We start from the raw sequence: 25,686 nt of genomic DNA on the forward strand, positions 1-25,686 counted from the left end.
AAAAAGAGGAGAAGCTTTATCGGCTTCTCCTCTTACATTCCACGTCGAAATTGTTTTTGCTTAACACTCTTCGTTTTCTGCGTTCAGGTTCTCTTTTACATCTTCACAGGCATCTTCTACACTGTTTTCCACTTCCTGCACCGTTTCATCGAAACGCTCACCCGCATCTTCCGCTGGGCCTTCACTACAACCAAAAAGTGCTAAAATTGAAACAAAACCAAATGCTTTAGCTAATGTAATTGCTGATTTCATAATCTATCTCCTAAAACCGTTTTAGAACGTTAAATCCCTTTTATCTGGGAGCGCGTGCTTTACCAAAAATAAACGAAATAATCATAAAGGCGATAAACACAAAGAATAGAATTTTCGCCATACCTGCCGCAGCGCCCGCGATTCCGGTGAAACCTAACACGGCTGCGACAAGTGCTAGGAATAAAAACATTACAGCCCAACTCAACATAACATTCTCCTTAGGCAGTTAGCTCTTGCAACTGCTTCATTTGATCGTGACAAGCTTGCATTCTGGTTTGAATTTGCAGTAATACACTCTTGCATTTAGGTGGAAGATCTTTACTTAGCGATTTATCAAGCTTGCTCAACACTTTATCTTCCACTTCTTCTAGCTGAGAAATATAGGTGTGCTCTTTGTCGGTGCTCACCATACCAACCAACTTGGTGTACGATTCACGAATATCGATGCTAAGCGCTGAATCAGTCTCGATTTCACCCTCGTCAATAAGAACAAATGGTTGTAGATCCGAGATTGCTTGCGCTTTATCTACAATCATTTGGTCAAATACGCGGTTTAATTCGATATTATCTAGCTTCTTTTTAGCTTCGGTGTAAAAATCAACACCACCATTTAATACTTTAATGAGCTCTTTTACCGGCTCCATGTCGTAATTTGAATCTGCCATAAATAACTCCTTTCGTTGCAATATTTAATAAGTGCATTTTGCAAATATTATTTTCTGTCCCTTTCGTCAATGCAGATTAAATGCCAAATTATAAACCTTTATTTTACAAGGGTTTTTAATATAAGCACTTTCAGACCGGTGAAAATATTACAAACTAGATGTAAATTATTCCTGTGATAATTGCGCACTTAAGGTCGTGCTGCCTTTGGCATTGAAGTCCATCGTCCTAATAGGGAAAGGAATTAAGATATCGTTATCGGCTAAAACACGGTTAATTGTACAAATTGCTTGGTGCCTGACCACCATAAAGCCGGGATCAGCTGGGTAGTCTATCCAAAACCACACGAGTAGATTGATAGAACTATCACCAAAAGACTCAGCATAGACATCCGTTTCTTTTTGGTTTACTACGAAATCAAGCTTGTTAATTGCCTCAACAATCACCTCTCGGGCTTGTTCTGGGTCATCCGCATAAGAGATACCAACTGGTACTTCTATTCTTCGCTTACCAAGCTTAGTGTAGTTTTGTAACTCATTCTTAAAGAGAATTTTGTTGGGAATATAAGACAGCTGGCCGTAAAAGTTTTCTACTAAGGTATTTCTCAAATTGATTTTACTTACCGTGCCAAAGCAATCCTTGGTTCTGATAATGTCACCGACCATAAAGGGCTTTCTGACTCCCATCACAAATCCAGCGATGAGGTTCTCGGTCATATCTTGGAATGCAAAGCCAATAGCAAGGCCAATGATCCCCGCCCCAGCCAACAGTGACATTACGGCACCTGATAGTTTTACTATATCTAAAGCGAAGAAAATCCCAATGGTAATAATAGAGACTTTAAATATGGAACTAATAAGAGAAGCAACTTGTTCTGTCTTTATTGCTTTTTTAATCGCTTTAGAAAACCAGATTGTTGATATTTTAGCCAGCACTGTAAAGAATATTAGTATCATTAAGGCTAGGATCATATTCGGTAGTAACTGCACACCGGATTCAAGCCAAGAGATTAACTTATCATTAATTAACGTCCAAAATTTTTCTAAATTCATAATTACTCATTCCTATATAAGTACGCGACAAAGATAGAATGCAGTAATCATTCCTACTGATATTAATTAGCCGTTCATGAAAAAGGTAATTATTACAAAGTAATGTACACATTTTCTCGGTAAATTCTTCCTTAAAACTTACCAACAAAATAAAAACACATAAAATTCAATAATTTACAACATGGCACAACAGCTGCAATAGGTAATTCGACTACGAAATTAAAGGAGTTTAATTATGAAAAAGACATTAATTGCAACTGTACTTGTATCTTCACTTACTACTGCTTCAGCGTTCGCTGCTGATAATTCTTGGGAAAAAGAAGCAAGCGATGCTTGGATAGACGGTAAAGCAGAAGCGACGCTACTTTTCAACGGTGAGCTGAACAACTTTGACATTAACACAGATGTAAAAAATGGCGTTGTAGTGCTAACTGGTAAAGTTGAACACTCAGTAGACAAAAAGCTAGCTGAAGAACTGGTACTAGGTATCGACGGCGTAAAAGAAGTGAAAAACGACCTGACTATCGTGGATATGTCCGATGAACGCAAAAAAGAGCGTAACTACGAAAGCGATAGCGGCTTTACTGACGCAAAAATCGCAACAGTAATTAAGTCTCGCTACCTGTTTGACACAGATGTAGATGGTACTGACATCGATGTTGATGTGGAAGGTTTAGTCGTAACACTAAACGGTCATGTTGGCAGCGAAGCGGAGCGTAAACTTGCTGTGCAAATCGCAAAAAACGCCAATGACGTTAAAGATGTAAAAGATAACCTTCGCGTTACTAAAAAATCATAAGCAATTTTGATTTGAGGGGGTACTCCCCCCTCCCATATTTATATTGATTTAAGGAGTAAAGATGAAACAATTAACTATTGCCGCTGCGCTACTAGCTTCTCTAGGTCTTGCATCTACCGCTGCTCACGCGGAGTCTGATTTTGGACTAGAAGATTATAAAATTTATACAGGTATCGGTTATGGCCAATACTCTTTTCAGTGGGAAGATCGTGAGAACGACACCTCGTTCGATGATGACTCGTCTATGTTAAAAGCGTATGTGGGTACAAAAATCAATCCATATTGGAGCTTTGAACTTGCCTATGAAAACTTCGACGAAGCAAGTGACATTGACAACTCTGCTGAAATCGACGGTATTTCTTTATCTACACGTCTCTCAGCCCCATTAAACGAATACTTTTCAGTTTACGCAAAAGGTGGTTGGCTTGAATGGGATGCAGATATCTATGCTGATATTCCAGCTGTGGGTCGTGTTTCATCTAACCTTGAAGGTGGCGACTGGCTTTATGGTGCCGGTGTAGAGTTCCACCTAAACGAAAACATTAACATGCGTTTAGAATATACGCGCTACGAACTTGAAGACGATATTGATCCAGATATGGACGTAGCAGCAGTCTCTATTGAGTATCAATTTTAAGCAGTACTGATGGCTAATTTATAGCCTCCCAATTATTTCCCCTTTGACTCAGTCCTGGCTCTTCCACAAGAGTCTGGTTTTGGCGCTACCTCTTGGTAGCGCCTTTTTTGTTTTCAATGTACGGCTTCTATATTGAATAATATGATTGCTTTCTCGCTATTCCTTTATTTGTAGAAAATAGAGTTTAAAGATAAACAATCTCTAGATGTAATATTTACCAGTCACAGCTAGAAATGAAATCTGTCGCATTTTTAAACTCTACACCCTGTAGGTTCTGCTATGTAACATTTACACCCTTCGTATCGCATCTACCGACACAAAATATAAAAAATAGATAACAAGCTGATATTTATAAAGTTTTAAGTTGGCAAAGGGTTTGCAACAAATACAGTGAACTAAACGAATAAGGAGTAGTTTATGAGTAATCAAGCAAACCAAACACAGACAAGTAACACAGCAAAACCACAGTCAAATGGCCATGATTCTAGTCACCCAGTTACGGATCAAATTGCAGATACATTACATGCGTCAGTAGATTCACTGCACGCTTCAGCGTCTCGCACTGAAACCTCGCTGCGCGAAAAAGGCCATAACTCAGGCGAAGCCATTGGTGCCAAGCGTAAAGAGTGGGAACGTGCGTGGAATACATCTGGTGTGAAAAAGTATGCAACGGAAAACCCAGTAAAAACGGCTGGTATCGCATTTTCACTCGGTATGTTGGCAACTATGCTGTTAAGGAATAAGTAATCATGCAAGACCAAGCTCAACTAAGAGACCGTCAAGCAGCAGCTCACGAGCGCACGCCAGCGCTCGCTGAGCTTAAAGATTCTGTGTCTCTATTATTCGACAGTTATCAGCAAATCGCGGAAGCACAAATTAACCTATTAGGTGCCAAGTTCAGAGCTAATTTAAAAACTTTATGTATCGCGCTCGGGTTAATTCTGTTTTCTTTAATTTTAACGGCGATGGTATGGGGCAGCTTGCACGTGTTATTTGCTTACGCCTTAACCTATGCAGGCCTAAGCTGGTTTATTTCGGCGGGTATTGTACTTACTATCAATATCGCAATGATTTATTACTTGATCATCACAGGGCTAAAACTCTTTAATAACAGCATAAACGACCTGACGTCTGGGTTTTATACTCCAGTTGCGAAGCAGGAGGCAAGTAATGACGAAGCTCGCTGAATTCATCACTGATAAGTTGCACCAAGAAGTGGTGATAGAGAAGAAAAAGCTCATTACCGCTAGACATTTTAATCACCTTACCCAAGTGAAAGCCAAAAAAGTATTTACCGGCGCGATTAGCTCACCTCAAGGGTTAGGCTTCATGTTTATGTTTGGCGCACTCAGCGCTAAATATGGCAAGTTTGGTGCACTAAGAAAAATCGTACTTCTACAAAGAATAGCGCAAGGTATCATTTAATTCCTTGCGCTATTCTTTGGTTCTTATCTAAACCAGCTTTTCTTTAATTTCTTTCAGATCCACCAGTGTTATAGGCTTTAACAACACGTCATCTACTTGTGACTCGGCCAATTTTTCCGGCTCTGGATCAAAACCACTTGCAATCACGATATGCTGATTAGGATCTTGTGCTTTAATCTCTCGCGCAAGCGTAAGCCCGGACTTATCGGGCAGGCCTATATCCAGTAAAATCGTGTCAAAGCGCTCAGAACCAACAAAGTGCTGCCAACAAGTTTGCGCGCACTCAGCCGTAACCACATTCACTTGCAGTGAATTAAGTAACAGCTTAAGCAGGTTGCGTGTATCTGCGTCGTCTTCTACCACTAAAAACCGCAAAGTACCGGTAGTTTGCGCCATATCATCGCTAGATGTTGCCAATTCATCACTCAAGTAGTGTGCTAAATATTCACCTAACTCAGAGACATTAACAGGCTTACTCATCATATCGCTAAAGCCAAGCGCCACTAACTCTTCTTTTGTGCCTTTTTGAGCGGCCGCCGTTAGTGCGACAACAGGTAAGTCAATACCACGCTCTCTGAGTGCAACAATAGTGTCTCGGCCATCCATTCTTGGCATGTGCAAGTCCATAAAGACTAAGTCATACTTATCAGGATTATCCTTAAGCATCGCAAGCGCTTCGATGCCATCGCCCGCAATTTCAGCGGTTGCACCGGTTTGACCTATCAGGGTGCGCAACAACATCTGGATCTCACTAATGTCTTCAACGATAAGGATATGCCCTTGCAAATCAGATGGGAGCGAGTTATCGGTCGCATTTTGGGTTTTATCTAGCATCAATGGCGCCAGAGTCATTCCATCGATAGTATCAAGATCAATACTAAAACCAAACTCACTCCCCTCTCCCAAAGTCGACTCAACCGCAAGCTCGCCTCCCATCAATTTAATGAGTGCAGAGCTAATAGCTAAACCAAGACCAGCACCTTCATCCGTGCGCGTTGTGACGTTTTGTACTTGTTCAAAAGGTTTAAATATACGTTTAAGCTTCTCGCAAGGAATACCAATACCAGTATCAATCACCTTGAACTCAAGTTTTGCATCAGCCTGTAACGTGATCTCAACCTTCACGAAACCGGAACTTGTGAACTTAATCGCATTATAAATAATGTTGATAAGTACCTGCTTCAGTCGTGTTTTATCAATCTTTACATCTTGAGGAAGTGGCGTTTTAGCTTCAATACTAAAACTCAAGCCTTTCTTGGCCGCGGCCATTTTAAACAGGCTATATAAATCACTTAGAAAGCCATTCAAACACGTGCTTTGCTTATTTAGCTGTAACCGATTTTCATTTAACTTGGATAGGTCGAGTACATCATTTAATAAGTTAAGTAAGTGCTCGCTATTGTTATTGATTATGGAAAGCTCAGGCTTAACATTCTGCAACTCTTCCCGAGATAAGAGGAGATTGGTATAACCTAAAATAGATGTTAACGGCGTTCTCAACTCATGGCTTAAATGTGCCAAAAAGCGGTCTTTTGCTCGACTATCAGACTCGACTCGCAGTCGCTCCAGGCGTTCACGTTCAAGTTCTTTGCGTGCCAAAGCATAGCGAATGGAACGAATAAATCGAGCGCTGCTTATTTCTGACTTAAGCACGAAGTCTTCAGCACCCGCTTTTAGGGCTTCGTTATCTAACACTTCATCTGATTGCCCCGTCAGCATGATTATCGGCGTATGAACCTGTCTCGCTCTGGCTTCTTTTAACACGCTCAAACCGGTTTGTGGGCCTAATTGATAATCCAATAAGCAGAGATCGAAGCCATTACTCTCCAGTGCTTGTAGCGCTTGATGGTATTGGCTTTGCCAAACGAGATTAAATTTAAAGTTAGGAATAGACTGTAAATAATCTAAGGTTAAAATATAATCGTCTTCGTCATCTTCAATGAGCAGCACATTGACTTCACTGACCGACTCCTTTGTCATACTAGCCTCCACAAATGAAGTGATATTAATTCGTTTGGGTCGTCACGTTATGTTGAAACAAGTATAGGACGACTTGCGGTGAGGTAGCGCTTGTTTGCACAAGCGCTATGGGATTAATTTGGCAGCTCTACTATTTCAATCCAGTACTTGCCTAAATGTTTCATCAAATCAACTAAACCATCAAAATCCACGGGCTTAGTAATATAAGATGCAGCGCCTGAATCATACCCTCTCAGTTTGTCTTCTTCCTCTTTGGAAGTAGTTAAGATAACCACGGGTATAGAACGTAGTATTGGATCTTTTTTGATTTCTTGTAACGCTTCTCTACCATCCATTCTTGGCATATTCAGGTCAAGTAAAATGAGGTTTGGTCTTGGGTATCGTTGTTTATCAGTAAACTCCCCCTCATTTCTCAAATATTCCAAAAGCTCAACCCCGTCCTTAACAAACTGAAATGCATTGAGTACTCGGCTTTCTTCTAAAGCGTCTTGAGCCAACAAGCGATCATCTTCGTCGTCATCCGCCATCAAAATATGGATCGGCTGAGTTTTTTTATAGTTCATTCTTCAGTTCCTGAATAATTGGTGCTGGTTCAGCGAGTAGTGTGATCGTGAATTTAGCACCCTTACCGTCTTCACTGGTCGCTGAAATCGTTCCGCCGTGTCGCTCAACAATGCGTCTACACACGGTTAAACCAATGCCAGTACCAGCATATTTTTTTCTGTCATGTAGTCGTTGAAAAGGCGAGAATATTTTCTCAGCATATTCAGCATCAAAGCCAACGCCATTATCTTCTACCACAAAAGTGTAAGCATCTTGACTCATCAATTGAGTGTTTTCAACCGCGATTGTAATAATCGGATCGCGCCCTTCTACTCTGAATTTAATAGCATTGGAAAGTAGATTTAAAAACAGCTGGTGTATTTGACTAGCATCACATTTTATTGTTGGTAACACGTCCGAGTTTACGCTCGCACTGCTGTCATTTACTGCAATTTCTAAATCGTCCAACACAAACTGTAAAACTTGGTTGAGATCCTGTTCTTCAAAAGGCTTTGCTCTGGTGGTAACTCGGGATAACTCAAGCAAGTCAGTGATAAGCGTTGACATCCGCTGTGCGGCACTCGTCATTCGAGCCAAATAATCCTTGCCCTTGTCATCAAGGTGCTCACCATAATTTTTTTCGATGCGATCGCCAAAAGCGCGGATCTTTCTTAGTGGTTCTTGCAGGTCGTGAGAGGCAACAAACGCAAAGTCTTCGAGCTCCCGGTTACTACGGTTTAGCTCTTCAGCATAATGTTCTAACGCTTCGGTACGCGCTTGCACCTTTTCTTCTAAATGATCGTTCGCTTTTTCTAACTCGCTCTTTGCTTTCTTTGCGCTGCGTAGATTGACGACCAAAAGTAGCAAAATAGCAAAAATCATCACGGCGCTCAGCAAAGTAAATACAACGATATTAACTTGCGCTTCTTTGCGGACACGTTTTAACTGATTCAGCTGAATGGTCCGGATGTCCACTTCTGCGGCCATGATTTGAGTGAACTCATCTCGTAGATCCCCACCTGATTCTGCAGCTCGGTCGAGTAGTTGAGTTTCGTTACCCATATCTGTATTACGTGCAACAATCACCGTACTTTGCAAAGTTTTAAATCGCGCTTTTACCCCTTCGATATAACGATTAATTTTTTGCTGCTGTACATCGCTTTCAGAGTGATTCTGACCAACTTTAGCTATGCTCTCATCAAGATTTTGCAATGCTTTTATAAAAGGTGCTAAATCGCTTTCTTTATTTGAGATTAAAAATGCCCGTTGTCCTGCCTCCGCATTTAACATCGCAATATGCAGCTGATCCAGAGACATCATTACTTCGCTGGTGTTTCGGATACTCTCTTGAACTTGGTTTAATTCTTTAACATTGTTAAAACCGATTAGGGCATTGGACGCTACAAGGCCAACACTCACAACAACCGCAAACCAGATAAAGTTAAGTTTATTACTTAAGTTCATAAAATAACTAAACTTGGACTCATTGTTCACTCATCATTTCCTTGCTCCACCAGCGTCTGTAACAGCTCGCTACACTCTTTGGTTGCTTTAATAATCGTATTTGCTATCTCGATTATCTGTTGTTGAGAATCAGGTTGTTCAGCGATAAGTTTGATCAACTCTGAATTCATTGAAATTTGATTCAAAGGCTTGCGTGCGTCATGCACTAACTTCGCGAGCGTACCTTGATCATGTTGTGTCATTGTTCCTCCCCGAAATTATGACTGTGTTTCTCCCTCATAGGCGTTTAAACGGTTGTAGAGCGTTTTTGTACTGATCCCAAGCATTCGCGCGGCCAGCGTCTTATTTCCTTCTACTGATTCTAACGTTTGATAGATCAATTCTCTTTCTACTTCTTCAATCGTTTTACCGGGCTTCATTTCAGGCGTTGGTACTTGAATCGCATTTGCTCTGCTTGAAGTGCCCACCTGTGGTGGAATTGAAGCGCGATTTAACTGCGCATGCTCCACCATGCGTTTCGCCTGCGCGAATGGTGAAGCGAAGTTCGCATCAAATACTAAGCTATGGTCATCGTGATCTGCCATAATATAGGCACGATGAATTGTGTGCTTGAGTTCACGCACATTCCCGGGCCAGTCATAGTCAACCAAGCGGCTCATATCTGCCGCCTTAATCACATACTGACTATTACCTTTTTTATTCAAACCCTGGAGAAAATGCTCGGCAAGTAATGGAATGTCTTCTTTTCTCTCTCTGAGCGGTGGAATGTGGATTGGAAATACCGCTAAACGGAAATAAATGTCTTCTCGCAGTACGTCATTGGTAGCGATATCCTCGACACTACGGTTAGTCGCCGATATTACCCGGCAATTTACTTTTATCGGCTTTGTGCCACCGACTCGTGTCACCGTGTGTGTTTCAAGTACACGTAGTAAGTTTGGCTGTTGCTCGATTGGCATTTCGGTTAATTCATCCAAAAACAAAGTGCCATTCTCTGCTTGTTCAAATACTCCAACTTTTTGAGCATTTGCTCCCGTAAACGCGCCTTTTTCATGACCAAATAGTTCGCTACCGATCAAGTCTTTCGGGATTGCACCACAGTTTACGTTAACCAAATCCCCTGTCACTGTGCTAGCATTGTGAATTGCGCGGGCAAACATTTCTTTACCTACACCGCTTTCCCCCATCAACATCACATTAGCGTCGGTACCTGCCACGCGCTCTATCATCTTATATAGGTGTTTCATTTTGGCAGACTCGCCCAGCAACACACCAAAATGCGCTTGACTTTCGGTTCGCTTGGGTTTGTTCTTGGAAAGGCTTAACGCATTTCTAAAATCATCTGCGTCAACGGGCTTAGTGAGATAATTCAATCCATCATGACAAAGCTGCGACAATGCTGACTTTACTGATGGATGTCCCGTAACCATAGTTATTGGTGTACGGATCCCTGCGGCTCTAATTTCATCAACTAGATGTAAACCACTGCCATCTGGCAGCATAAAATCAAGAAAGATATGATCAAAACTTTGCGTTTCTAGCCATTGTCTGGCCGATGCCAAGTCATTCGCTAAGCACGCGTCATGGCCCAGATATTCAACTATACGGCAAGCCAGCTCTGCAAAATCATGATCATCATCTACTAATAAAACGGTTTTCAATTGAGTCCCTCTCTCAATGCTCCAATAGTGTTTCCACTTTTGATTTTTATCTCGCACACTAATGAATGGCCGCAAAATACCTAATTCGGAACCATTACGTTCAGCGCGTGTTTCTGGATCACTATTTCAATACTTTTTGCACTAAGCACTTCACCATCTAGTGCAAAGTGTTGTTCTTGTTCAAATTCTATGTTTATCTTTTCGCACTGCTCGGTGCGAATATTAGAAGGTTTGCCGTCCAATTTAGGTAAAATAAGTTCAGCTACCGTAAGATTCTGCGCACCATCCGGTTCAACCGGTAAAATCGTAATATCTAGTTTGCCATCGTCATAGATTGGCTCTCCATGACCTTGAGCAAGAATTGTGGTTTTTGGTGCTGCATTCGCTACAACCAGACTAACACATTCTAACTGAGATTGCTCAGCACCATCAAAGCTCACTCTAAAATTAAGGGGCTTATTCTCACTTACCGCCTGCCAAAGGCCTCGAATATAGGCTAATTGCCCCGAGTTATTTTTTTCTTCACGCCCAGCCTTTTCTATCATTTCCTGACCAAAGCCAACGGCCGCCGCTAAAAGCGCGGTGCGGCCATTACAGTTCATTATATCAATAGGCTTAGTTTTACCCGCTAAAATTGCTTCACAAGCGCGGTTGATAGGATCTATCTTGGACAGTGAACCGAGTAACACGGTCGCTAAGGAATTTGCAGTACCTAAAGGCAATATACCAAACAGTACATCGTTTTGATGAACACCATGGGCGACGCTTGCTAATGTGCCATCACCGCCCCCTGCTATGATGATATTTGGCTGTTTATCAGACATGATTTGTTTAGCCAAAGCCGCGACATCTGTCTCTTTCTCTGTAAAGTGAATCGATAAGTTATATTTTTCCGTCAGCATACCCACAATGTCATTTTCATAGGTAAACCATTTACCCGATCCTGATACAGGGTTTATGACTAACGCCGCCTGCTCACTATGAGTAAAGTTTTGACTGTGATGTAGCTTTGTCAGCCCTTTTAGCTGATGCTTGTTTAACCTTGCCGTTTCACGGCGGTTTTGAATTTTTTCGAGTGCTTCACGGACGGTATAATCAGGGTTGGTTGCGAGTAAATAAGCAGTACAAAAGAACACTGAGCGTCCTCGACCTAACGCACAATGCACTACAACCTTCCGTTTTAGTTCGTGCTGCGCTGCTATCCATGCCATGCCATGCGCTAACTGTTCAGAGGTAGGCGCTTGATGATCTAACACTGGAATATTGAGGTAGTGTAAGCCTTGCTGTTCTGCTGACCAGTTTAACCCATCGAACTCAGCAGTTACGTCTAAAATGGCTTCAATCCCTTCCGCCTTAAGCATATCCACATCGCTTGGAAATAACCGACAAGCAACAAATAAATTATCTGTAAGCGGCTGAAATGCATCAACAACATCTCTACCTCTTTCAATTGCATTGTATAAATGTACACAGCCTAAGTAAGGCCAAAATAGCCAGGTTATATACCAAGGAATTTTGCCTGTACCGTGCTTTCTAAATATGTGCGGATAGTTAGTTGCATAAGCAAAAGTAACTAAAGAAATAGAGACGGTAAACCACGCAAGCGGCAACATTAGCCAAGATCCAATACTGTGGATCGTGAGTGTGGCTAAACAGAGACTTGCAAACAGGTAGTACTTGAGCATTTTCATTGCCTTTCCTTAATTATTTTTGTCGCCTACGGCTTTTTATTATCGCCTTATGCGGAACTCTCTTAGGTTTGTACATATGTAACTAAGTATAGGTATGCATTTCTTAATCTGCGCTGATTCATCAACTTGTTTATGATAATCATGAAGATACTTAACTATAGCTGAGACTATTCACAAAGAAATAAAAAGTGCGTCTGGGTATTTGTAACGACTTATGCAAGCGCTGCTACATAAGTATTCAGCCACCATTAATCCATTAAAATTTCTAATGTGAAAATCATAAAATTTATCAGTTGAATGAAGCATAAATGATCACCATAATGGCGATCCTTTAAACGCATTTGGAGAACCAAACAGACAATGGCAAACGAGCTCGACTGGCTACTTAACTTAATATTACTTACTTTAGGTTTTGGTGCCTTTTTTATTAACCATAAAACGCTACTAAGAGTAGCTGCTGTGTGCGCATGTGGCGTACTTTTTATCTCGTTTAGCCTTGATCTGATGAACACCAGTGTAATTTCTAACCTTAGCTTGATTTTGATAAATACTTTTTATCTATTCAAAGTCTATACCTTTGGTCAGCTGGAAGTTCACTAGTTCTTTGCAGTAACTAGTTCCTAGCGACTAGTTCCTAGCGACTAGTTCCCTATTTCACTTCGGTGCGCTAAAATCATGGCCATCATTGCTTGTTAATGGAGAAGCAGTATGGCCATGACTGATGAAGAACTATTTTTAGCTTCAATGGGCGACGTCACTCCTCTCGCTCAAGACAAAAAAGCAGAATTACGCCGTCACAAAAACGAACCAACTATTTCGCAACTCGCAAAACGCGAGGCTGCCGAACAAGAACTTGAGTTTGATCCTAATTACTTATCCACAGAATACGTTGATCTATTAGATCCGCACGATCTACTCGCCTATAAAAAAAGCGGCGTCCAAGATGGTGTATACAAAAATCTCAGATTAGGTAAATACCAAGTTGATGCTACCTTAGACTTACATGGCAAACCATTTCATGATGCCCGCAAAGCCTTGTTTGACTTTGTTACAGATTGCCATGCAAAAAGCATCCGAGTGTTGTTATTAAGGCATGGTATCGGTTTAAACAGTAAACCCTTTCCCGCTGTACTGAAAAGCTATACAAATAAATGGCTGCAAGAAATGCCACAAGTGTTGGCATTTCACTCTGCATTAAAATGCCATGGTGGTAGCGGCTCTACTTACGTACTACTAAGAAAGAGTGATGAGAAAAAACAAGAAAATAGAGAGCGTCACGCTAAACGCTAAAAAACAAAAAGCCGAGTAAAACTCGGCTTATTTGCTATTTGCGGTGGGTGTCGTCCCCTGAAGTTCACTTGCACTCGCTTGATTAAACCAAGCTGATACACCTAACAAAATAACCGAAACCACAACAAGTGATAATTTCGCGCCACCTTGACTTTGCTTCATGGGTTAGACCTTTTTATTATTGTTTTTTTGTTAAATTAATGCATCATTCATAAACACTCAAGATGTTTTTTTATACAGTAGTTTACACTATTCTCTTTACACCCTACTCTGTGGCTAATTACAACTATTTAATCAATTAGTAACCCTGCTTTTTCTGAACTAAATGAACAAGTGCTTTGCCCTCCTGCATAGCTAAATAGTTGTTAGCAATTTGCTGAGCTGCCGTATTCAAACTGGTTAATGCGGCAACATGTGGAGTAATACTAATGTTTGGCTGCTGCCAAAAGGCATGTGATGCAGGGAGTGGCTCTGTATCAAATACGTCTAAAATAGCCCCGCCAAACGTCTCAGCCGCTACCGCATTGAGTAAATCCGCCTCGTTCAGATGGCCACCTCTTGCGACATTAATGAGTACGCAATGATCTGGCGCGAGTGCAAACAGCTGGGCGTTCAATATCCCTTTGGTATGTTCAGTCAATGGTAGAAGGCACACAAGATAATCAATGTCTGAAAGAAAAGCTGCTAGCTCATCTTGCCCACTGAAGTGCTCGATATTGTCCAGTTGTTTTGCAGAGCCGGACCACCCTTTGATGTTAAATCCATTTACGTGTAGCTTATGCGCGACCGCAAGGCCAAGTTGCCCCATCCCCATAATACCAACAGTGCGACCAGCTCTTGCGCGCCTAGGCTTCCATATTTGCTGAGATTGATTGTGGCCGTACTCTCTTACTCTAAGCTTATGACTTAATAGTTGGCCTAATACATATTCAGCCATATCATCCGCTAAATTTGGGTCAACGATACGCGCAACTTCTACATCTGGTGGTAACAGCTGCATCGGAATGCTATCAACACCGGCACCGTAGGAATGCACTACTTTTAAATTAGGAAGCTTTGACCATAGCGTCTCTGGCGCATTCCATGCCAGCACAAACTCGACCTCCTTTAATAAGCTAACATCATCAACGGGCCATTCAAGCAAGCTTTGCTGCGGCAACAGAGCTGCTAGCTTAGCAACTAGCTTGTCATTATTACGACCAGTAACACAAATAAGTAAAGCCATATTGTTCCTTTATTCTCTCGACACGCTATCACTGCAAAATAAATGACATACCAATGCAACATGCTTGTCATTAATAGTTTTTACTCTTGCAAAAAAGCGCCAACAGGTGATGAAAAATGATCAGTGTAGATAAAGTCATTGAAGCAAATCTTCCACAACTTGAAAACTCCCCAAAGGTAAAAGGTTTAGTAAAAAAAGGGCTTGGTTATCTCTTGCATGAGCAAGAGTTTGTCGCGTTTGCTGACACCTACCCTCATTTGCAAGGACTCGAGTTTGTTGAACAAGTGCTCGATGAGTTAGATTTTGACGCTCGCTTTAAACCAAAGCAAATAGAGCATATCCCAAGCGAAGGTCCAGTGGTGATCGTCGCAAACCACCCTATTGGCTCTTTAGATGCACTGGCACTAATCAAAGTGCTGGCGCAAGTACGGCCTGACTTAAAGGTTGTTGCTAACCGGATGTTGATGTCGGTTACACCAATGCATCCCCTATTACTGCCTGTTGATAACCTCTCAGGAACCAGTAAAAAACAAGAGCTGGCAAACATTCACAAGCATTTAAAGTCTGAGGGAGCGCTACTTATCTTCCCAGCTGGTGAAGTTTCTCGCTTAAGCCCAACCGGTATTAAAGACTGCAAATGGAACTCTGGCTTTTTAAGAATGGCTAAAAAAGCCAATTGCCCCATTCTACCCATTTTTATCAAAGCGAAAAACAGTCCGCTCTTTTACGGCACCAGTATGATTTATAAGCCTTTAGCCAGTTTATTATTGGTCAAAGAGATGTTTAAACAAAGGCAAAAGTCGCTAGAATTTGAAATAGGCGCCAGCATTCCTCCAGAGTCTTATCTTATTGATAACCTTAAAGACAAAGAGATAGTCGCGCTTATTCGCAAACAACTTTATCGCCTTGCCAGTAAAAAGCCACTGCCACTCAAAACACAAACCCCTATTGCAGTTCCAGAAAATCGCAAAGAACTTAAAAAGGCAGTGGAAGCGTGCGAATGTATCGGTGAAACACCCGATGGCATGCAAATATACGTTTACCAATACACCGGCAGCTCGGTGATATTTAGAGAGCTTGGACGCCTTAGAGAAATTGCCTTTAGGGCCGTGGGAGAAGGAAGTGGTAATCGTCGTGATATCGATAAGTACGATATGCACTACCACCATTTGTTGTTATGGGACACGAAACAACTTGAGCTGGTGGGTGCCTATCGCCTTGCAAGTGCCAAGCAAGTGATAGAAGAACACGGGCAAGCCGGGCTTTATACCGACAGCTTGTTTTCGTACAGTGAAGCCATGACCCCATACTTTGAAAAAGGCCTCGAACTTGGTCGCAGCTTTGTGCAGCCCAAGTACTGGGGTCGCAAGAGCCTAGATTACCTATGGTATGGTATCGGTGCATTCGTAAAGCGCTACCCAGAGCACCGTTATATGTTTGGTGCAGTCAGCCTCTCGAACGCGTTACCGGATGAAGCAAAAGCCATGTTGGTGTATCACTACCAACATTACTTTTCAAACCTTGCTGGTATCGCCACGCCGAACAACGAAATGAAGCTAAGTAATGATCAGCTTAACCGTTATCAACACATGTTCAGTGGCGATGACATCAAAGAAGATTTCGCAGAGCTCAAACATATTCTTGCTAATATGGGTGCTCAAGTCCCTACATTATTTAAGCAATATACGGAGCTTTGCGAAGAGCAAGGCGTGAACTTTCTGAGCTTTAGTATAGATCCCGACTTTAATAACTGTATCGATGGTCTGGTACTCGTTGACTTAGCGAAATTAAAAGAACAAAAAGCAAAGCGCTACCTAGGCGATAACCCCTACGGTTAAGCTCAAATACATTGATCCGCTGTAATAAAGATCGATACACTGCGGTCTTTATTGTTGCTTACTGTTATCACGGGATCATTTGTATGCTCAAGCTACTTGGCCAAGCTGTCATCATTGTGCTGGTGTTTTTCGCCGTCTCAGCCTATCAAGAAAGAAACATGCTTGCCGACTCGGGAGAGCAAACGGCGCCGCCATTTCACCTACCCATTTTACAATCCAAGCAAACTTATTCCTCTATTCAGCTTAAAGGTCAACAAAGTATCGTGTATTTTTTTGCGCCTTGGTGCGGCGTATGTCGAGTGAGCATGCCGAATATTGATAAATTGCATCAACAAGGCAAAGTCAAAGCGGTGGCGATTGCGTTGGATTATCGTTCCACTGAAGAAGTAACAAAGTTTGTCAGCGATCTACAATTAGACATGCCCGTATTACTCGGCAATCAGACCACGGCACAAGCGTACAAAGTGCAGACTTACCCTACCTATTATGTACTTGATGAAGACTTCAAAATAACCGAGCGCTCTGTTGGTTACTCATCCGAGATAGGGATCCGAGCGAGATTGTAAGAAACCTAAATAAACCGCTTACAGTTAATTACGACTCTCTGAAATTAATCAACAATTATTTCGTTTAGGCTAACGCACATCTTAACAAAGGATGAATAGGAAGCCGACCATGCGCCACGCCCCACACTTTACGCTCAGTAAAATTTCACTCCTCGTGCTCTGCACTACCCTTGGCAATCATGCATTAGCCGATGAGGAGAAAATTGAACACATCGAAGTTATTTATAAACGCAGCTCAGTTATTTCAGAAATTACCGAAGATGCGCAAAAACTTGTAGACATGCCAGGAGCCATGGGCGACCCGCTCAGGGCTGCTTTTGCTCTACCTGGCGTTGTTGCTGCGGGTGGTTCTATGGGCGCACCTGCCGTACGAGGTTCTTCTCCTGACGACAATATCTTTGAAGTGGACTTTATGCCCGCAGGATATATCTTTCACGATTTCGGCAGCTCTATTTTCAACCGCAATACAATTCAAGATTTTCAGCTGAATTCTGCCGGATTTGGTACCAGTTACAGCAATGCCACTGGTGCCGTGTTTGACGTCACGCTGCGTAATCCAAAATACCAAAATATTGCCACCACACTTGATTTAACCATGTTTAACGCAGGTATTTTTGTTGAAGGTAAAGCAACTGAAAATTCTGCATTCTATGTGTCAGCAAGAAAAAGTACCCTACCGCTGTTTTTCAGTGATGGCGAGGAGCTTGAGGACGATGATGGCAAGCCAACAGGGATCACCATTAACGATCCACCGGATGATCACGATTACCAAGCCAAGTGGCTGTGGGACATCAATGCAAATAATACCTTAACGGTAAATATCAATGGCGCGGAGGATTCGGTTGCGGCTGGGTTTTCAGGCGCGTCAGATCTTGCCCTTAAAACCCCAGAATATCAGGGCGATGCTCGCTATATTCGTAAATTTAATAGTCAGAACATATTGTGGGACCACTACGCCAAAGACCTACATATTCGCGCAGGCGTCGGTTATCTCAATCACCAAGCCACTATGCGCTATGGTCAACGCGCGACTTTATCTGATGGCTACTTTGAAAATTTTGAAGAAGAACAACTCAGTTATAAAGTACGAGCCAGTTATAAACTAAATAAAGAGCAACGTGTCATTGCAGATGCCGGCTACTACGACAAAAAATCCACCTACCGCTACGATGCTTTTAACTATGTTTGCACCGAGTTTGACCCCGACTGTGACCTAAATAAAGGAGAAAGGATTAAGGGCACATCGAGTGCTGGAACAGATTCTGCCTTTATTGGGGTTAATCACGTTTGGCAATTTTCACCAAACTGGCAAAGTGAATTAGGAATAGTGGGTGAATATTATGACTACAGTGATGAGACGATTGTTCATCCACGCTTTGCGCTCAATTACTTCTATAACGATGATACAGTGATCTCAGCCAAGGCTGGCACTTACAGCCGCATTCAAGACCTTGAATACATATTACCTGTTGTTGGTAACCCTGAACTTGAAGCTCAGCGTTCAACTCACTATACCTTAGGTTTTAAACAGGAGTTGGAAAATGAGTGGTCATATTCCGTCGAGACCTATTATAAAACCATGGATGACCTGCCAAAAAGTGTCCCCTTATCTCAAGTAAACTATATCAATGGGACTTCCGGTACAGCCTACGGTGTTGATTTTATTGTTAACAAAAACAAAACCGATGACTGGTATGGTTGGGTTGCTGTAAGCCTTGCAAAAAGTGAGCGTGAGGATGAGCTAACCGGCATTAAGCGTGACTATTATGCCGATACCCCTTTTATTCTGAATGCCGTGTTTCACTATGACTTTGGCGAAAAGTGGTCTGGAGGCTTTAACTTTACCGCTCGCAGCGGCCAAGCCTATACCCCTATTGTGGGTGTAAAAGAGAACCCTGAATTTGCGAACCGCTACTTGCCAGTGTATGGCGACCCATTCTCAGAGCGCTTTGACACTTATCACCGCCTAGATATTCGTTTTGAACGCAAAACAGAATTATTTGGGCTTGATGGCAAGCTAATCTTGGAGCTAATGAATGCATATGGCCAAGACAATACAGCCTATGTTGACCTTGACTACGATAGAGTCAAATCAATCAATGATTTATATATAGAAGAGGAAAGCGATGACTTTGAAATGCGTCCTTCTATTGGCTTCAGCGTAACATTTTAACTTGCCTTAGGCGCACAAGCTCTGCATGATCGCATTTATTTTTATAATGAGAGTCCCTTCATGCCTAAAGCGTGCGCCTATCATATTTTAGTAAAAACCGAAAAAGAGTGTTTAGACATCAAAGCCAAACTAGCCAAAGGTGCTGACTTTGGCAAATTGGCTAAACAACATTCCCTTTGTCCTTCAAAAAAGCGCGGTGGCGACCTTGGCGAGTTCAATAAAGGGGATATGGTGAAGGCCTTTGACGATGTGGTATTCAAAAAGCCGTTATTTGAAGTGCATGGCCCAGTGAAAACCAAGTTCGGCTTCCACTTGATCAAAACCGTCTATCGGAGTTAATCGCTTTTTTGGATTAATCTCATCATTTTAATTCAATTTACCTTCATGATTAATCCTCTATACTGAAGTTAATCATTTAACCTGAGGTTTGGATAAGGAATGAGCCAACTCATTGTTTTTAAGTTCACATTAAATTATTTCCTTATCTAGCCAGAGAGTTTTGGAGATAATCAGGCGAATTTACGCACCAATAGCTGGCTATTGGAAGTGAATTCAACGCAGTTAGCGCTAAAACTGGCTGCTAGAAAGGCATTAATTATCCGAAGTTCAGGTTCATTTAGGAGAAAGAATATGTTTACTGTTATTTTTGGTCGTGAAGGTTGCCCGTTTTGTGTTCGTGCAAAAGAAGTGGCTGAGCGTTTAACGCAAGAGCGTGATGACTTCAATTTTCGCTATGTTGACATTATCAAGGAAGGCGTAAGCAAAGCCGACCTTGAAAAGTCAGCGGGTAAACCTTGCCCTACCGTACCACAGATTTTTATCGACCAAGATCACATTGGTGGCTTTACTGAATTTGAAGCCTATGCAAAAGCAAATTTAGGCCTTTACCAGTAAATTAGCAAAATCACATAGATTAAATTTTAACCAATATCAGGCACATATAAAATAGTGTGATTTTATGCAAGCTTTTATTTTATCTTTCCTGTACAATGCGCGCCTCTTTAAAATAGTTGAGGCGCATTAATGTCAGAACCAGTTACGTTTGAATCTTTAGACCTTTCTCCTGCAATCTTAAAAGCAGTCGAAGAGCTGGGATATAAAACACCTTCTGAGATCCAAGCTCAATGTATACCGTTATTGCTAGAAAGAAAAGACGTACTGGGACTAGCGCAGACGGGTACAGGTAAAACGGCAGCATTTGCACTGCCATTGTTAAACCAAGTAGACGCATCCGTTAAACAACCGCAAATTCTTGTGCTTACGCCAACGCGTGAGCTAGCTATTCAAGTTGCTGAAGCATTTCAGCAATATGCTAAATATACTAAAGGCGTTGAAGTACTAGCGCTTTATGGTGGTCAAAGCTACGGCATTCAGCTAAGTGCTCTACGCCGTGGTGCCCAAATTATTGTGGCAACACCAGGTCGTTTGATTGACCACATCAACCGCAAGACGATTGACCTTTCTGGTCTAAACGCACTTGTACTTGATGAAGCAGATGAAATGCTACGCATGGGCTTTATCGATGATGTTGAAAGCATCATGGAGAAAACACCGGAAGAGAAGCAAACTTGTTTGTTCTCTGCGACTATGCCTAAGCAGATCCAATCAATCTGTAATAAGTATTTAGACAACGCTGAACAAGTTAAGATCACACCGCGTAACTCTACAGTATCTACGATCGAGCAAGTTTACTGGCGTGCAACTGCACACAAAAACAAAGCGATCGTACGTTTCTTAGAAGCGGAAGATTACGACGGTGCTATCGTGTTCGTACGTACACGTAATGACACTGTTCAGCTTGCAGAGCTACTAGAGCGTGAAGGCTTCTCAGCTGCACCGCTCAACGGCGACATGAACCAGCAGGCGCGTGAGCGCACAGTAGACCGTCTAAAGAGCGGCTTACTAGATATCGTTATCGCAACTGACGTCGCGGCACGTGGTCTTGACGTAGAGCGTCTAAGCCTAGTTGTTAACTACGATATCCCACAAGACTGTGAAGCTTATGTTCACCGTATTGGTCGTACCGGCCGTGCTGGTCGTCAAGGTAAAGCAATCTTGTTCGTTAAGAACAACGAGCGTTATTTACTTAAGAACATCATGCGCCATACGCGCTCTGATATTGCACAGGTTGAATTACCAAATGCGAAAGTCGTTGAAGAAAAGCGTATTGGTGCATTAGAGACCAAGATCTCTACAGCGCTTGAGCACAAAGACATTGAGTTCTTCTCAAAAGTGGCATCAGGCCTTGCACAAAAGCTAGAGCTGAGCCAAGAAGACTTAGCAGCAGCGCTATTGTGTCTTGCACAGCAGCAAACGCCGCTGAAAGTTGAAGATATTCAAATTCAACAACGTGAACGTAGAGAACGTGACGACCGTCGTGGCGAGCGTCGCGAAAGAGATGGTAGCCGTGGTGAACGTGGCGAGCGTGGTGAACGCAAATCTCGTAGCCGTGATCGCGCATCAGGTCCAATGGATACTTACCGCATCGAAGTGGGTCGTGATCATGGTGTTCAGGTTAAGAACATCGTTGGTGCTATCGCAAACGAAGCGGATATCTCAAGCAAGTTCATCGGTGAAATCCGTCTGTTCAATGAACACAGCACGGTTCAATTGCCACAGAATATGCCAAGTGATGTACTTAGCCACTTCAAGAGCGTTCACATCTGTCAACGCCCTATGAACATGACTAAGAGCACTCACCCTGCTGACCAAGGTCAAGGCAGAGGCGAAGAGCAAAGAGACCGTAAGCGTAGCTTTAAAGACCCACGTAGTGGCGGTGGCGATAAACGCCGTCCTGAAGGTCAAAGAAGAGAAAAGCGCGAAAGAAAAGAAATTAGCTTTTCTTAATCGACGCTCTTAAGAAAAAACCGCTCAATTGAGCGGTTTTTTTATCTTAGCTAGTGTCAGTTATGCTTTAATGTTATTGCCAATCTCTTGGTTCAAACTGATAGTAGTCTTTTAACAAATTATATAGCTCTGGGTTTTCCTGTTTGAGTTCATGGGGCTTTTCAATAAAGGTTTCTGTGACCACGGCGAAAAACTCCGCTTCGTTTGTTGCGCCGTATGAATGAATAGCATGAGGCATATTGTAAGACAGCTGCATTTTTAAGTGCTGGTAGGCCTTTGATAGCACCCTCCCCCAGTCTTGGTAACTCATTCCTACAGGTAACGCAGGCGTTCCATTCGTCGCACCAGTTTGTTGGTCAAGTTGATGGGCGAACTCATGAAATACTAAGTTGTGACCATCCTCAGGCAATCGATTTCCCTCAAGTACATCGTGCCAACTCAGTACTAAAGTACCTCCAGGCCAAGACTCTCCTTGACGAACGGTTTGGTGAAAACTAACCAAACCAGCACCATCTCTAGCAGTTTGTGGCGCGTAATAGCTACTGGGATACAGTAATATTTCTTTGACGTTGGGATAGAGTGGCCAAGCTTGCTTAAGAACCAGTAAACAGGCATCTGCAGCAATAATTAAGGTCATCGGTCGTGACACCGTTAACCCATCTCTACCCAATACCCGCTTCTCGCCAAGAAACCAGACAATATGTTTTTCTAACTGTGTGCGGTCAGCATCTGTCATCTTACGATAGATAGGCATGTATTTTAGCAATACTTGCTTATCTGACGCGCTAAGTGTTTGATCTCGGTATTTCCTTTGCCACTGCAGTCTTTGAATTTTTTCCCAGTTCCAATACAGAGAAACAAATAGAATAAGGCCGACAATAAGCAATATTTCTATCATGGCTTTTGGCCTTTATAAAATAACCTAAACTAGGAATAATAACTTGTTCTCTAGCAGTTGTTATTCCTGACTACTGCGTTAAATTTGTTTGCAATAGGCTAGCTATTGACGCTCAAATTTGCCTTGTATTACGAAAGAACATCTGGCTAGAGTTGAATAATGTTAGAAAGCGTATTTTATATCAGTTCCCTAACTTCCTATTCCGAGTTCAGGTTGAATAATCTATCAAATATTAATTGGTACTGACTCCCACTTTTTCAAGCAAACTTTGGTACTATGGCGAAAAAATGCAAATGAACTGCTATGTCTTTACCCATTGAATCTTTACAGCCTCAGTTTACTCAAACACTAAACGAACAAAATGCGATTGTGGTATGTGCCACAACAGGCTCAGGCAAATCGACCCAACTTCCGCTTTGGGCCTCACAACATGGCAGAGTATTAGTCATTGAGCCTCGGCGTATTGCTTGTACCTCTTTGGCTGAATATGTCGCGGCTCAAAGTGGCTCACCGCTTGGTGAAAAGGTGGGCTTTGCTATTCGGTTTGAGGGGAAGTTTTCACCAGACACTCAGGTAGTTTATGCAACGCCTGGTGTAGCATTAAGGTGGTTTTTTGAGAGCAAACTTGCAGAATTCAGCGCCGTTATGTTGGATGAGTTTCATGAAAGACGCTGGGACATGGACTTATTATTAGCGCTCTTAAGGCAGGCTCAATCACACAAACTAATTGTTACCTCGGCGACGTTAAACAGCCAAAAATTAGCCTCTTATTTAGACGCCCCTATCTTAGAGTCAGAAGGGTTCATTTACCCCGTTGAAGAGTGTTTTCACGCCTCTGATCCAAGAACTATGCCCCAGAAAGAGCAACTCGATACTCGCGTTTTTGCAGCTTGCCAATACGCATTGGAACATTGCCAAGGCGATATTTTAGTCTTTCTACCTGGCAAGGCCGAGATCCAAGCAAGCTTAGCTAAAGTAAAAACGCTGCCAGCGACTATCGTTGGTTTATATAGTGGCTGCAGCCCAGAGGCTCAGCGCATGGCATTAACCGCACAAAGTACACGTCGAATTATTCTCGCAACCAATGTTGCCGAAACCTCGCTCACTATTCCCAATGTCACTTGCGTGATTGACTCAGGGCTTGAGCGTCGTACTCATTTACGCCTTGGAAAAACCGTATTAGGCTTAGATGCGATTGCAAGAGATTCGGCAAAGCAACGTCTAGGACGTGCAGGACGCACGCAACCGGGACTATGTATCCGGTTATATGGCCAGTATGCGCCTTTGATAGACAGCACCCCGCCTGAGATCCAAAGAGAATCATTGGCAGAACTCGTGCTTGCGGCGGGCTGTGCAACAACAGGCGTCTCGTCTATTGATTTTATCGACCCACTCCCAGAAAGCTCACTAAATAAAGCTAAACAACAGCTAATTACATTAGAAGCCATTGATGAACAAAATATAGCAACTCCGTTTGGCAAGCTGCTGTACCCGCTGCCCGTCGATTTTGAGTTTGGTTATGTGATCCATAAACTGACCTCAAACACGCTACGCCAAGCGGCTATTGACCTAATTTCGCTACTGTCTGTACCAGCACGAGTCTACCAGCTACCGAATGATGTGGAGCGCTTAACAAGATTAAATAACCGATTTACTCGAGGCTCAGATATAGAAATCGCTATCGCGGTGGTGAGAGGACAAACTGAAGAATTAATTGATATTACGCCTGAGGCGCTCACAGAAGCACAGCAATTTAGCACGCAATTGCGTGAAGCATTTGCACTACCTCCTTTGGATAAAGCAGCCAGTTTTGATCATGACAAACTGGTCATTGAGTTAGCTAAGCTAATGCCACATTGGGTTTATATCAATAAGCAAAACCGTCGTAATGGTTTTAATAATGGCTTAGCTGAAGTCATACCTTCAAACCATACTCGCGTACCGGAACAGGCAGAAGCATTACTGGTATTAGATACTTTTTCACTCGCAAGTAAAGGTATCAAGCAAGCCAAGACTCTCGCGATGTGTAATGCGCTACTAACGAAAAAGCAATTACTTGAAATGGGCCTCGGCAGCCAAACATTACGCTCAGCCTATATTGATAATGATGAGCTTTGGGGTGAGTTTATTACACATTACAGTGACGAGGTTTTAGGCCAACAAACTAAGCGCCTTGATAAACCCAAGGATGTTGTTTATGCCTTAGTATTTCTTATTCAAAATAATACGCTATTTTCCGGTTTGGCCAAGCAGATAGAAGCTAGTATTGAGCAGACTGCATTATTCTATCAATTCTACGAATGCAGTGAACTTGTGCCCACACTCGACTCGTTTTTAAGTGAGAAGCTAACGGCGCTTGGTATTGAAAGCTATGACGATGTAGAGCTAATCAGCGAACAAGACTTGTTATTCAATGAAATTGAAGCGTGGGAATTAACACCATTTGTTGAAAAGTTTCCGCTAACCTGGTCAATTCCAGCTCTGACAATGGCTGTAAGCTATAACTTTAAAGGGAAAAGAATCGAAATTACTTATATCAGCGGTACTAGGAAAGAGGCACCAAAGAGGTGGGAACTGCCAGCCTGGAGTGGCTTCAAAATACGCTATCGTAAAGCGAGTAAAGTGGTCGATGTAAATTAGAGAAGCCGTGTATTGATTCTAATGAAAATGAAAAGCGCCTAG

Annotated in this window: 27 protein-coding genes; 14 read left to right on the forward strand and 13 right to left on the reverse strand. The window is 42.4% G+C overall.

The annotated features are described in order from the left end of the window. Window positions 1–60 precede the first annotated feature (60 nt). The 4 genes from NO992_RS07980 to NO992_RS07995 form a co-directional block, all read right to left on the reverse strand. Window positions 61–252 carry a hypothetical protein gene (locus NO992_RS07980; protein WP_010378936.1) on the reverse strand — a complete coding sequence of 64 codons (192 nt, stop codon included), beginning with the start codon at window positions 250–252 and terminating at the stop codon, window positions 61–63. 40 nt (window positions 253–292) lie between these two features. Next, window positions 293–460: a DUF1328 domain-containing protein gene (locus tag NO992_RS07985; protein ID WP_010378934.1), complete on the reverse strand. Its 168-nt coding sequence runs from the start codon at window positions 458–460 to the stop codon at window positions 293–295. Window positions 461–470: 10 nt separating this feature from the next. Continuing rightward, window positions 471–917 carry a PA2169 family four-helix-bundle protein gene (locus NO992_RS07990; RefSeq protein ID WP_253103427.1) on the reverse strand — a complete coding sequence of 149 codons (447 nt, stop codon included), beginning with the start codon at window positions 915–917 and terminating at the stop codon, window positions 471–473. Between the two features lie 165 nt (window positions 918–1,082). Further along, on the reverse strand, window positions 1,083–1,967 hold the full coding sequence (locus NO992_RS07995) for a mechanosensitive ion channel family protein (protein ID WP_017216221.1): 885 nt from the start codon (window positions 1,965–1,967) through the stop codon (window positions 1,083–1,085). A gap of 235 nt (window positions 1,968–2,202) precedes the next feature. On the opposite strand from NO992_RS07995, the gene NO992_RS08000 reads away from it, so the two are divergent. The 5 genes from NO992_RS08000 to NO992_RS08020 all read left to right on the forward strand — a co-directional run bounded on the left by NO992_RS08000 (window position 2,203) and on the right by NO992_RS08020 (window position 4,828). After that, window positions 2,203–2,766, forward strand: coding sequence for a BON domain-containing protein (locus NO992_RS08000; protein ID WP_010378923.1), 564 nt, complete (start codon window positions 2,203–2,205; stop codon window positions 2,764–2,766). Between the two features lie 61 nt (window positions 2,767–2,827). Then, window positions 2,828–3,403 (forward strand): outer membrane beta-barrel protein, encoded by a 576-nt coding sequence (locus NO992_RS08005; protein ID WP_017216222.1) that lies wholly within the window; start codon window positions 2,828–2,830, stop codon window positions 3,401–3,403. Window positions 3,404–3,820: 417 nt separating this feature from the next. Beyond that, window positions 3,821–4,150 (forward strand): hypothetical protein, encoded by a 330-nt coding sequence (locus tag NO992_RS08010; RefSeq protein ID WP_010378919.1) that lies wholly within the window; start codon window positions 3,821–3,823, stop codon window positions 4,148–4,150. Window positions 4,151–4,152: 2 nt separating this feature from the next. Further along, entirely contained in the window at window positions 4,153–4,590 is a 438-nt protein-coding gene (locus NO992_RS08015; protein WP_010378916.1) for a phage holin family protein, read from the forward strand. Beyond that, entirely contained in the window at window positions 4,574–4,828 is a 255-nt protein-coding gene (locus NO992_RS08020) for a hypothetical protein (RefSeq protein WP_010378914.1), read from the forward strand. The genes NO992_RS08015 and NO992_RS08020 overlap by 17 nt, the downstream gene beginning before the upstream one ends. Before the next feature lie 27 nt (window positions 4,829–4,855). Here the strand turns inward: NO992_RS08020 and NO992_RS08025 are convergent, their stop codons facing one another. From NO992_RS08025 to NO992_RS08050, 6 genes are all read right to left on the reverse strand, one after another. Continuing rightward, the gene (locus tag NO992_RS08025; protein WP_371375917.1) at window positions 4,856–6,808 is read right to left on the reverse strand and encodes a response regulator; all 1,953 of its coding nucleotides are present in this window, start codon (window positions 6,806–6,808) and stop codon (window positions 4,856–4,858) included. A 113-nt stretch (window positions 6,809–6,921) separates the two neighbouring features. Beyond that, window positions 6,922–7,371: a response regulator gene (locus tag NO992_RS08030; RefSeq protein ID WP_010378908.1), complete on the reverse strand. Its 450-nt coding sequence runs from the start codon at window positions 7,369–7,371 to the stop codon at window positions 6,922–6,924. Then, on the reverse strand, window positions 7,361–8,845 hold the full coding sequence (locus tag NO992_RS08035; protein WP_371375921.1) for an ATP-binding protein: 1,485 nt from the start codon (window positions 8,843–8,845) through the stop codon (window positions 7,361–7,363). Before NO992_RS08035 ends, NO992_RS08030 begins: the two co-directional genes overlap by 11 nt. Continuing rightward, complete coding sequence (locus NO992_RS08040; protein WP_010378905.1) at window positions 8,842–9,057, reverse strand: histidine kinase; 216 nt, start codon at window positions 9,055–9,057, stop codon at window positions 8,842–8,844. The genes NO992_RS08035 and NO992_RS08040 overlap by 4 nt, the downstream gene beginning before the upstream one ends. A 15-nt stretch (window positions 9,058–9,072) precedes the next feature. Further along, window positions 9,073–10,476 carry a sigma-54-dependent transcriptional regulator gene (locus tag NO992_RS08045; protein ID WP_371375926.1) on the reverse strand — a complete coding sequence of 468 codons (1,404 nt, stop codon included), beginning with the start codon at window positions 10,474–10,476 and terminating at the stop codon, window positions 9,073–9,075. Between the two features lie 80 nt (window positions 10,477–10,556). Next, window positions 10,557–12,167 (reverse strand): diacylglycerol kinase family protein, encoded by a 1,611-nt coding sequence (locus tag NO992_RS08050; protein ID WP_371375929.1) that lies wholly within the window; start codon window positions 12,165–12,167, stop codon window positions 10,557–10,559. Window positions 12,168–12,527: 360 nt separating this feature from the next. Here NO992_RS08050 and NO992_RS08055 point away from each other — a divergent pair, with 360 nt between their 5' ends. After that, a complete protein-coding gene (locus NO992_RS08055) occupies window positions 12,528–12,767 on the forward strand; it encodes a hypothetical protein (protein ID WP_010378899.1) in 240 nt (79 codons plus the stop codon). A gap of 108 nt (window positions 12,768–12,875) precedes the next feature. Further along, window positions 12,876–13,457 (forward strand): DNA endonuclease SmrA, encoded by a 582-nt coding sequence (gene smrA, locus NO992_RS08060; RefSeq protein WP_017216229.1) that lies wholly within the window; start codon window positions 12,876–12,878, stop codon window positions 13,455–13,457. Window positions 13,458–13,484: 27 nt separating this feature from the next. Here smrA and NO992_RS08065 read toward each other — a convergent pair whose 3' ends face one another. Together NO992_RS08065 and NO992_RS08070 are read right to left on the reverse strand one after the other, a co-directional pair. Beyond that, the gene (locus tag NO992_RS08065) at window positions 13,485–13,619 is read right to left on the reverse strand and encodes a hypothetical protein (protein WP_010378895.1); all 135 of its coding nucleotides are present in this window, start codon (window positions 13,617–13,619) and stop codon (window positions 13,485–13,487) included. 136 nt (window positions 13,620–13,755) lie between these two features. Continuing rightward, entirely contained in the window at window positions 13,756–14,682 is a 927-nt protein-coding gene (locus tag NO992_RS08070; protein WP_371375935.1) for a 2-hydroxyacid dehydrogenase, read from the reverse strand. Between the two features lie 116 nt (window positions 14,683–14,798). On the opposite strand from NO992_RS08070, the gene NO992_RS08075 reads away from it, so the two are divergent. From NO992_RS08075 to NO992_RS08100, 6 genes are all read left to right on the forward strand, one after another. Then, window positions 14,799–16,520, forward strand: a complete 1,722-nt coding sequence (locus NO992_RS08075; protein ID WP_017216231.1) for a lysophospholipid acyltransferase family protein — start codon at window positions 14,799–14,801, stop codon at window positions 16,518–16,520. An 83-nt stretch (window positions 16,521–16,603) separates the two neighbouring features. Beyond that, entirely contained in the window at window positions 16,604–17,086 is a 483-nt protein-coding gene (locus tag NO992_RS08080; protein ID WP_371375939.1) for a TlpA family protein disulfide reductase, read from the forward strand. Between the two features lie 109 nt (window positions 17,087–17,195). Continuing rightward, window positions 17,196–19,259, forward strand: coding sequence for a TonB-dependent siderophore receptor (locus tag NO992_RS08085; protein WP_017216233.1), 2,064 nt, complete (start codon window positions 17,196–17,198; stop codon window positions 19,257–19,259). A 60-nt stretch (window positions 19,260–19,319) separates the two neighbouring features. Further along, window positions 19,320–19,598, forward strand: coding sequence for a peptidylprolyl isomerase (locus tag NO992_RS08090; protein WP_010378882.1), 279 nt, complete (start codon window positions 19,320–19,322; stop codon window positions 19,596–19,598). A gap of 291 nt (window positions 19,599–19,889) precedes the next feature. After that, complete coding sequence (locus NO992_RS08095) at window positions 19,890–20,153, forward strand: GrxA family glutaredoxin (protein WP_010378880.1); 264 nt, start codon at window positions 19,890–19,892, stop codon at window positions 20,151–20,153. Between the two features lie 129 nt (window positions 20,154–20,282). Next, window positions 20,283–22,106: a DEAD/DEAH box helicase gene (locus NO992_RS08100; RefSeq protein ID WP_371375944.1), complete on the forward strand. Its 1,824-nt coding sequence runs from the start codon at window positions 20,283–20,285 to the stop codon at window positions 22,104–22,106. Window positions 22,107–22,179: 73 nt separating this feature from the next. On the opposite strand, the gene NO992_RS08105 is transcribed toward NO992_RS08100, so the two are convergent. Next, window positions 22,180–23,004 carry a M90 family metallopeptidase gene (locus tag NO992_RS08105; RefSeq protein ID WP_371375947.1) on the reverse strand — a complete coding sequence of 275 codons (825 nt, stop codon included), beginning with the start codon at window positions 23,002–23,004 and terminating at the stop codon, window positions 22,180–22,182. A 303-nt stretch (window positions 23,005–23,307) separates the two neighbouring features. On the opposite strand from NO992_RS08105, the gene NO992_RS08110 reads away from it, so the two are divergent. Then, window positions 23,308–25,644, forward strand: a complete 2,337-nt coding sequence (locus NO992_RS08110) for a helicase-related protein (RefSeq protein WP_371375950.1) — start codon at window positions 23,308–23,310, stop codon at window positions 25,642–25,644. Window positions 25,645–25,686 lie beyond the last annotated feature (42 nt).

The sequence above is a fragment of the Pseudoalteromonas sp. DY56-GL79 genome (genome assembly GCF_041414765.1).
In the GTDB taxonomy this organism is placed as follows: Bacteria; Pseudomonadota; Gammaproteobacteria; order Enterobacterales; family Alteromonadaceae; genus Pseudoalteromonas; species Pseudoalteromonas piscicida.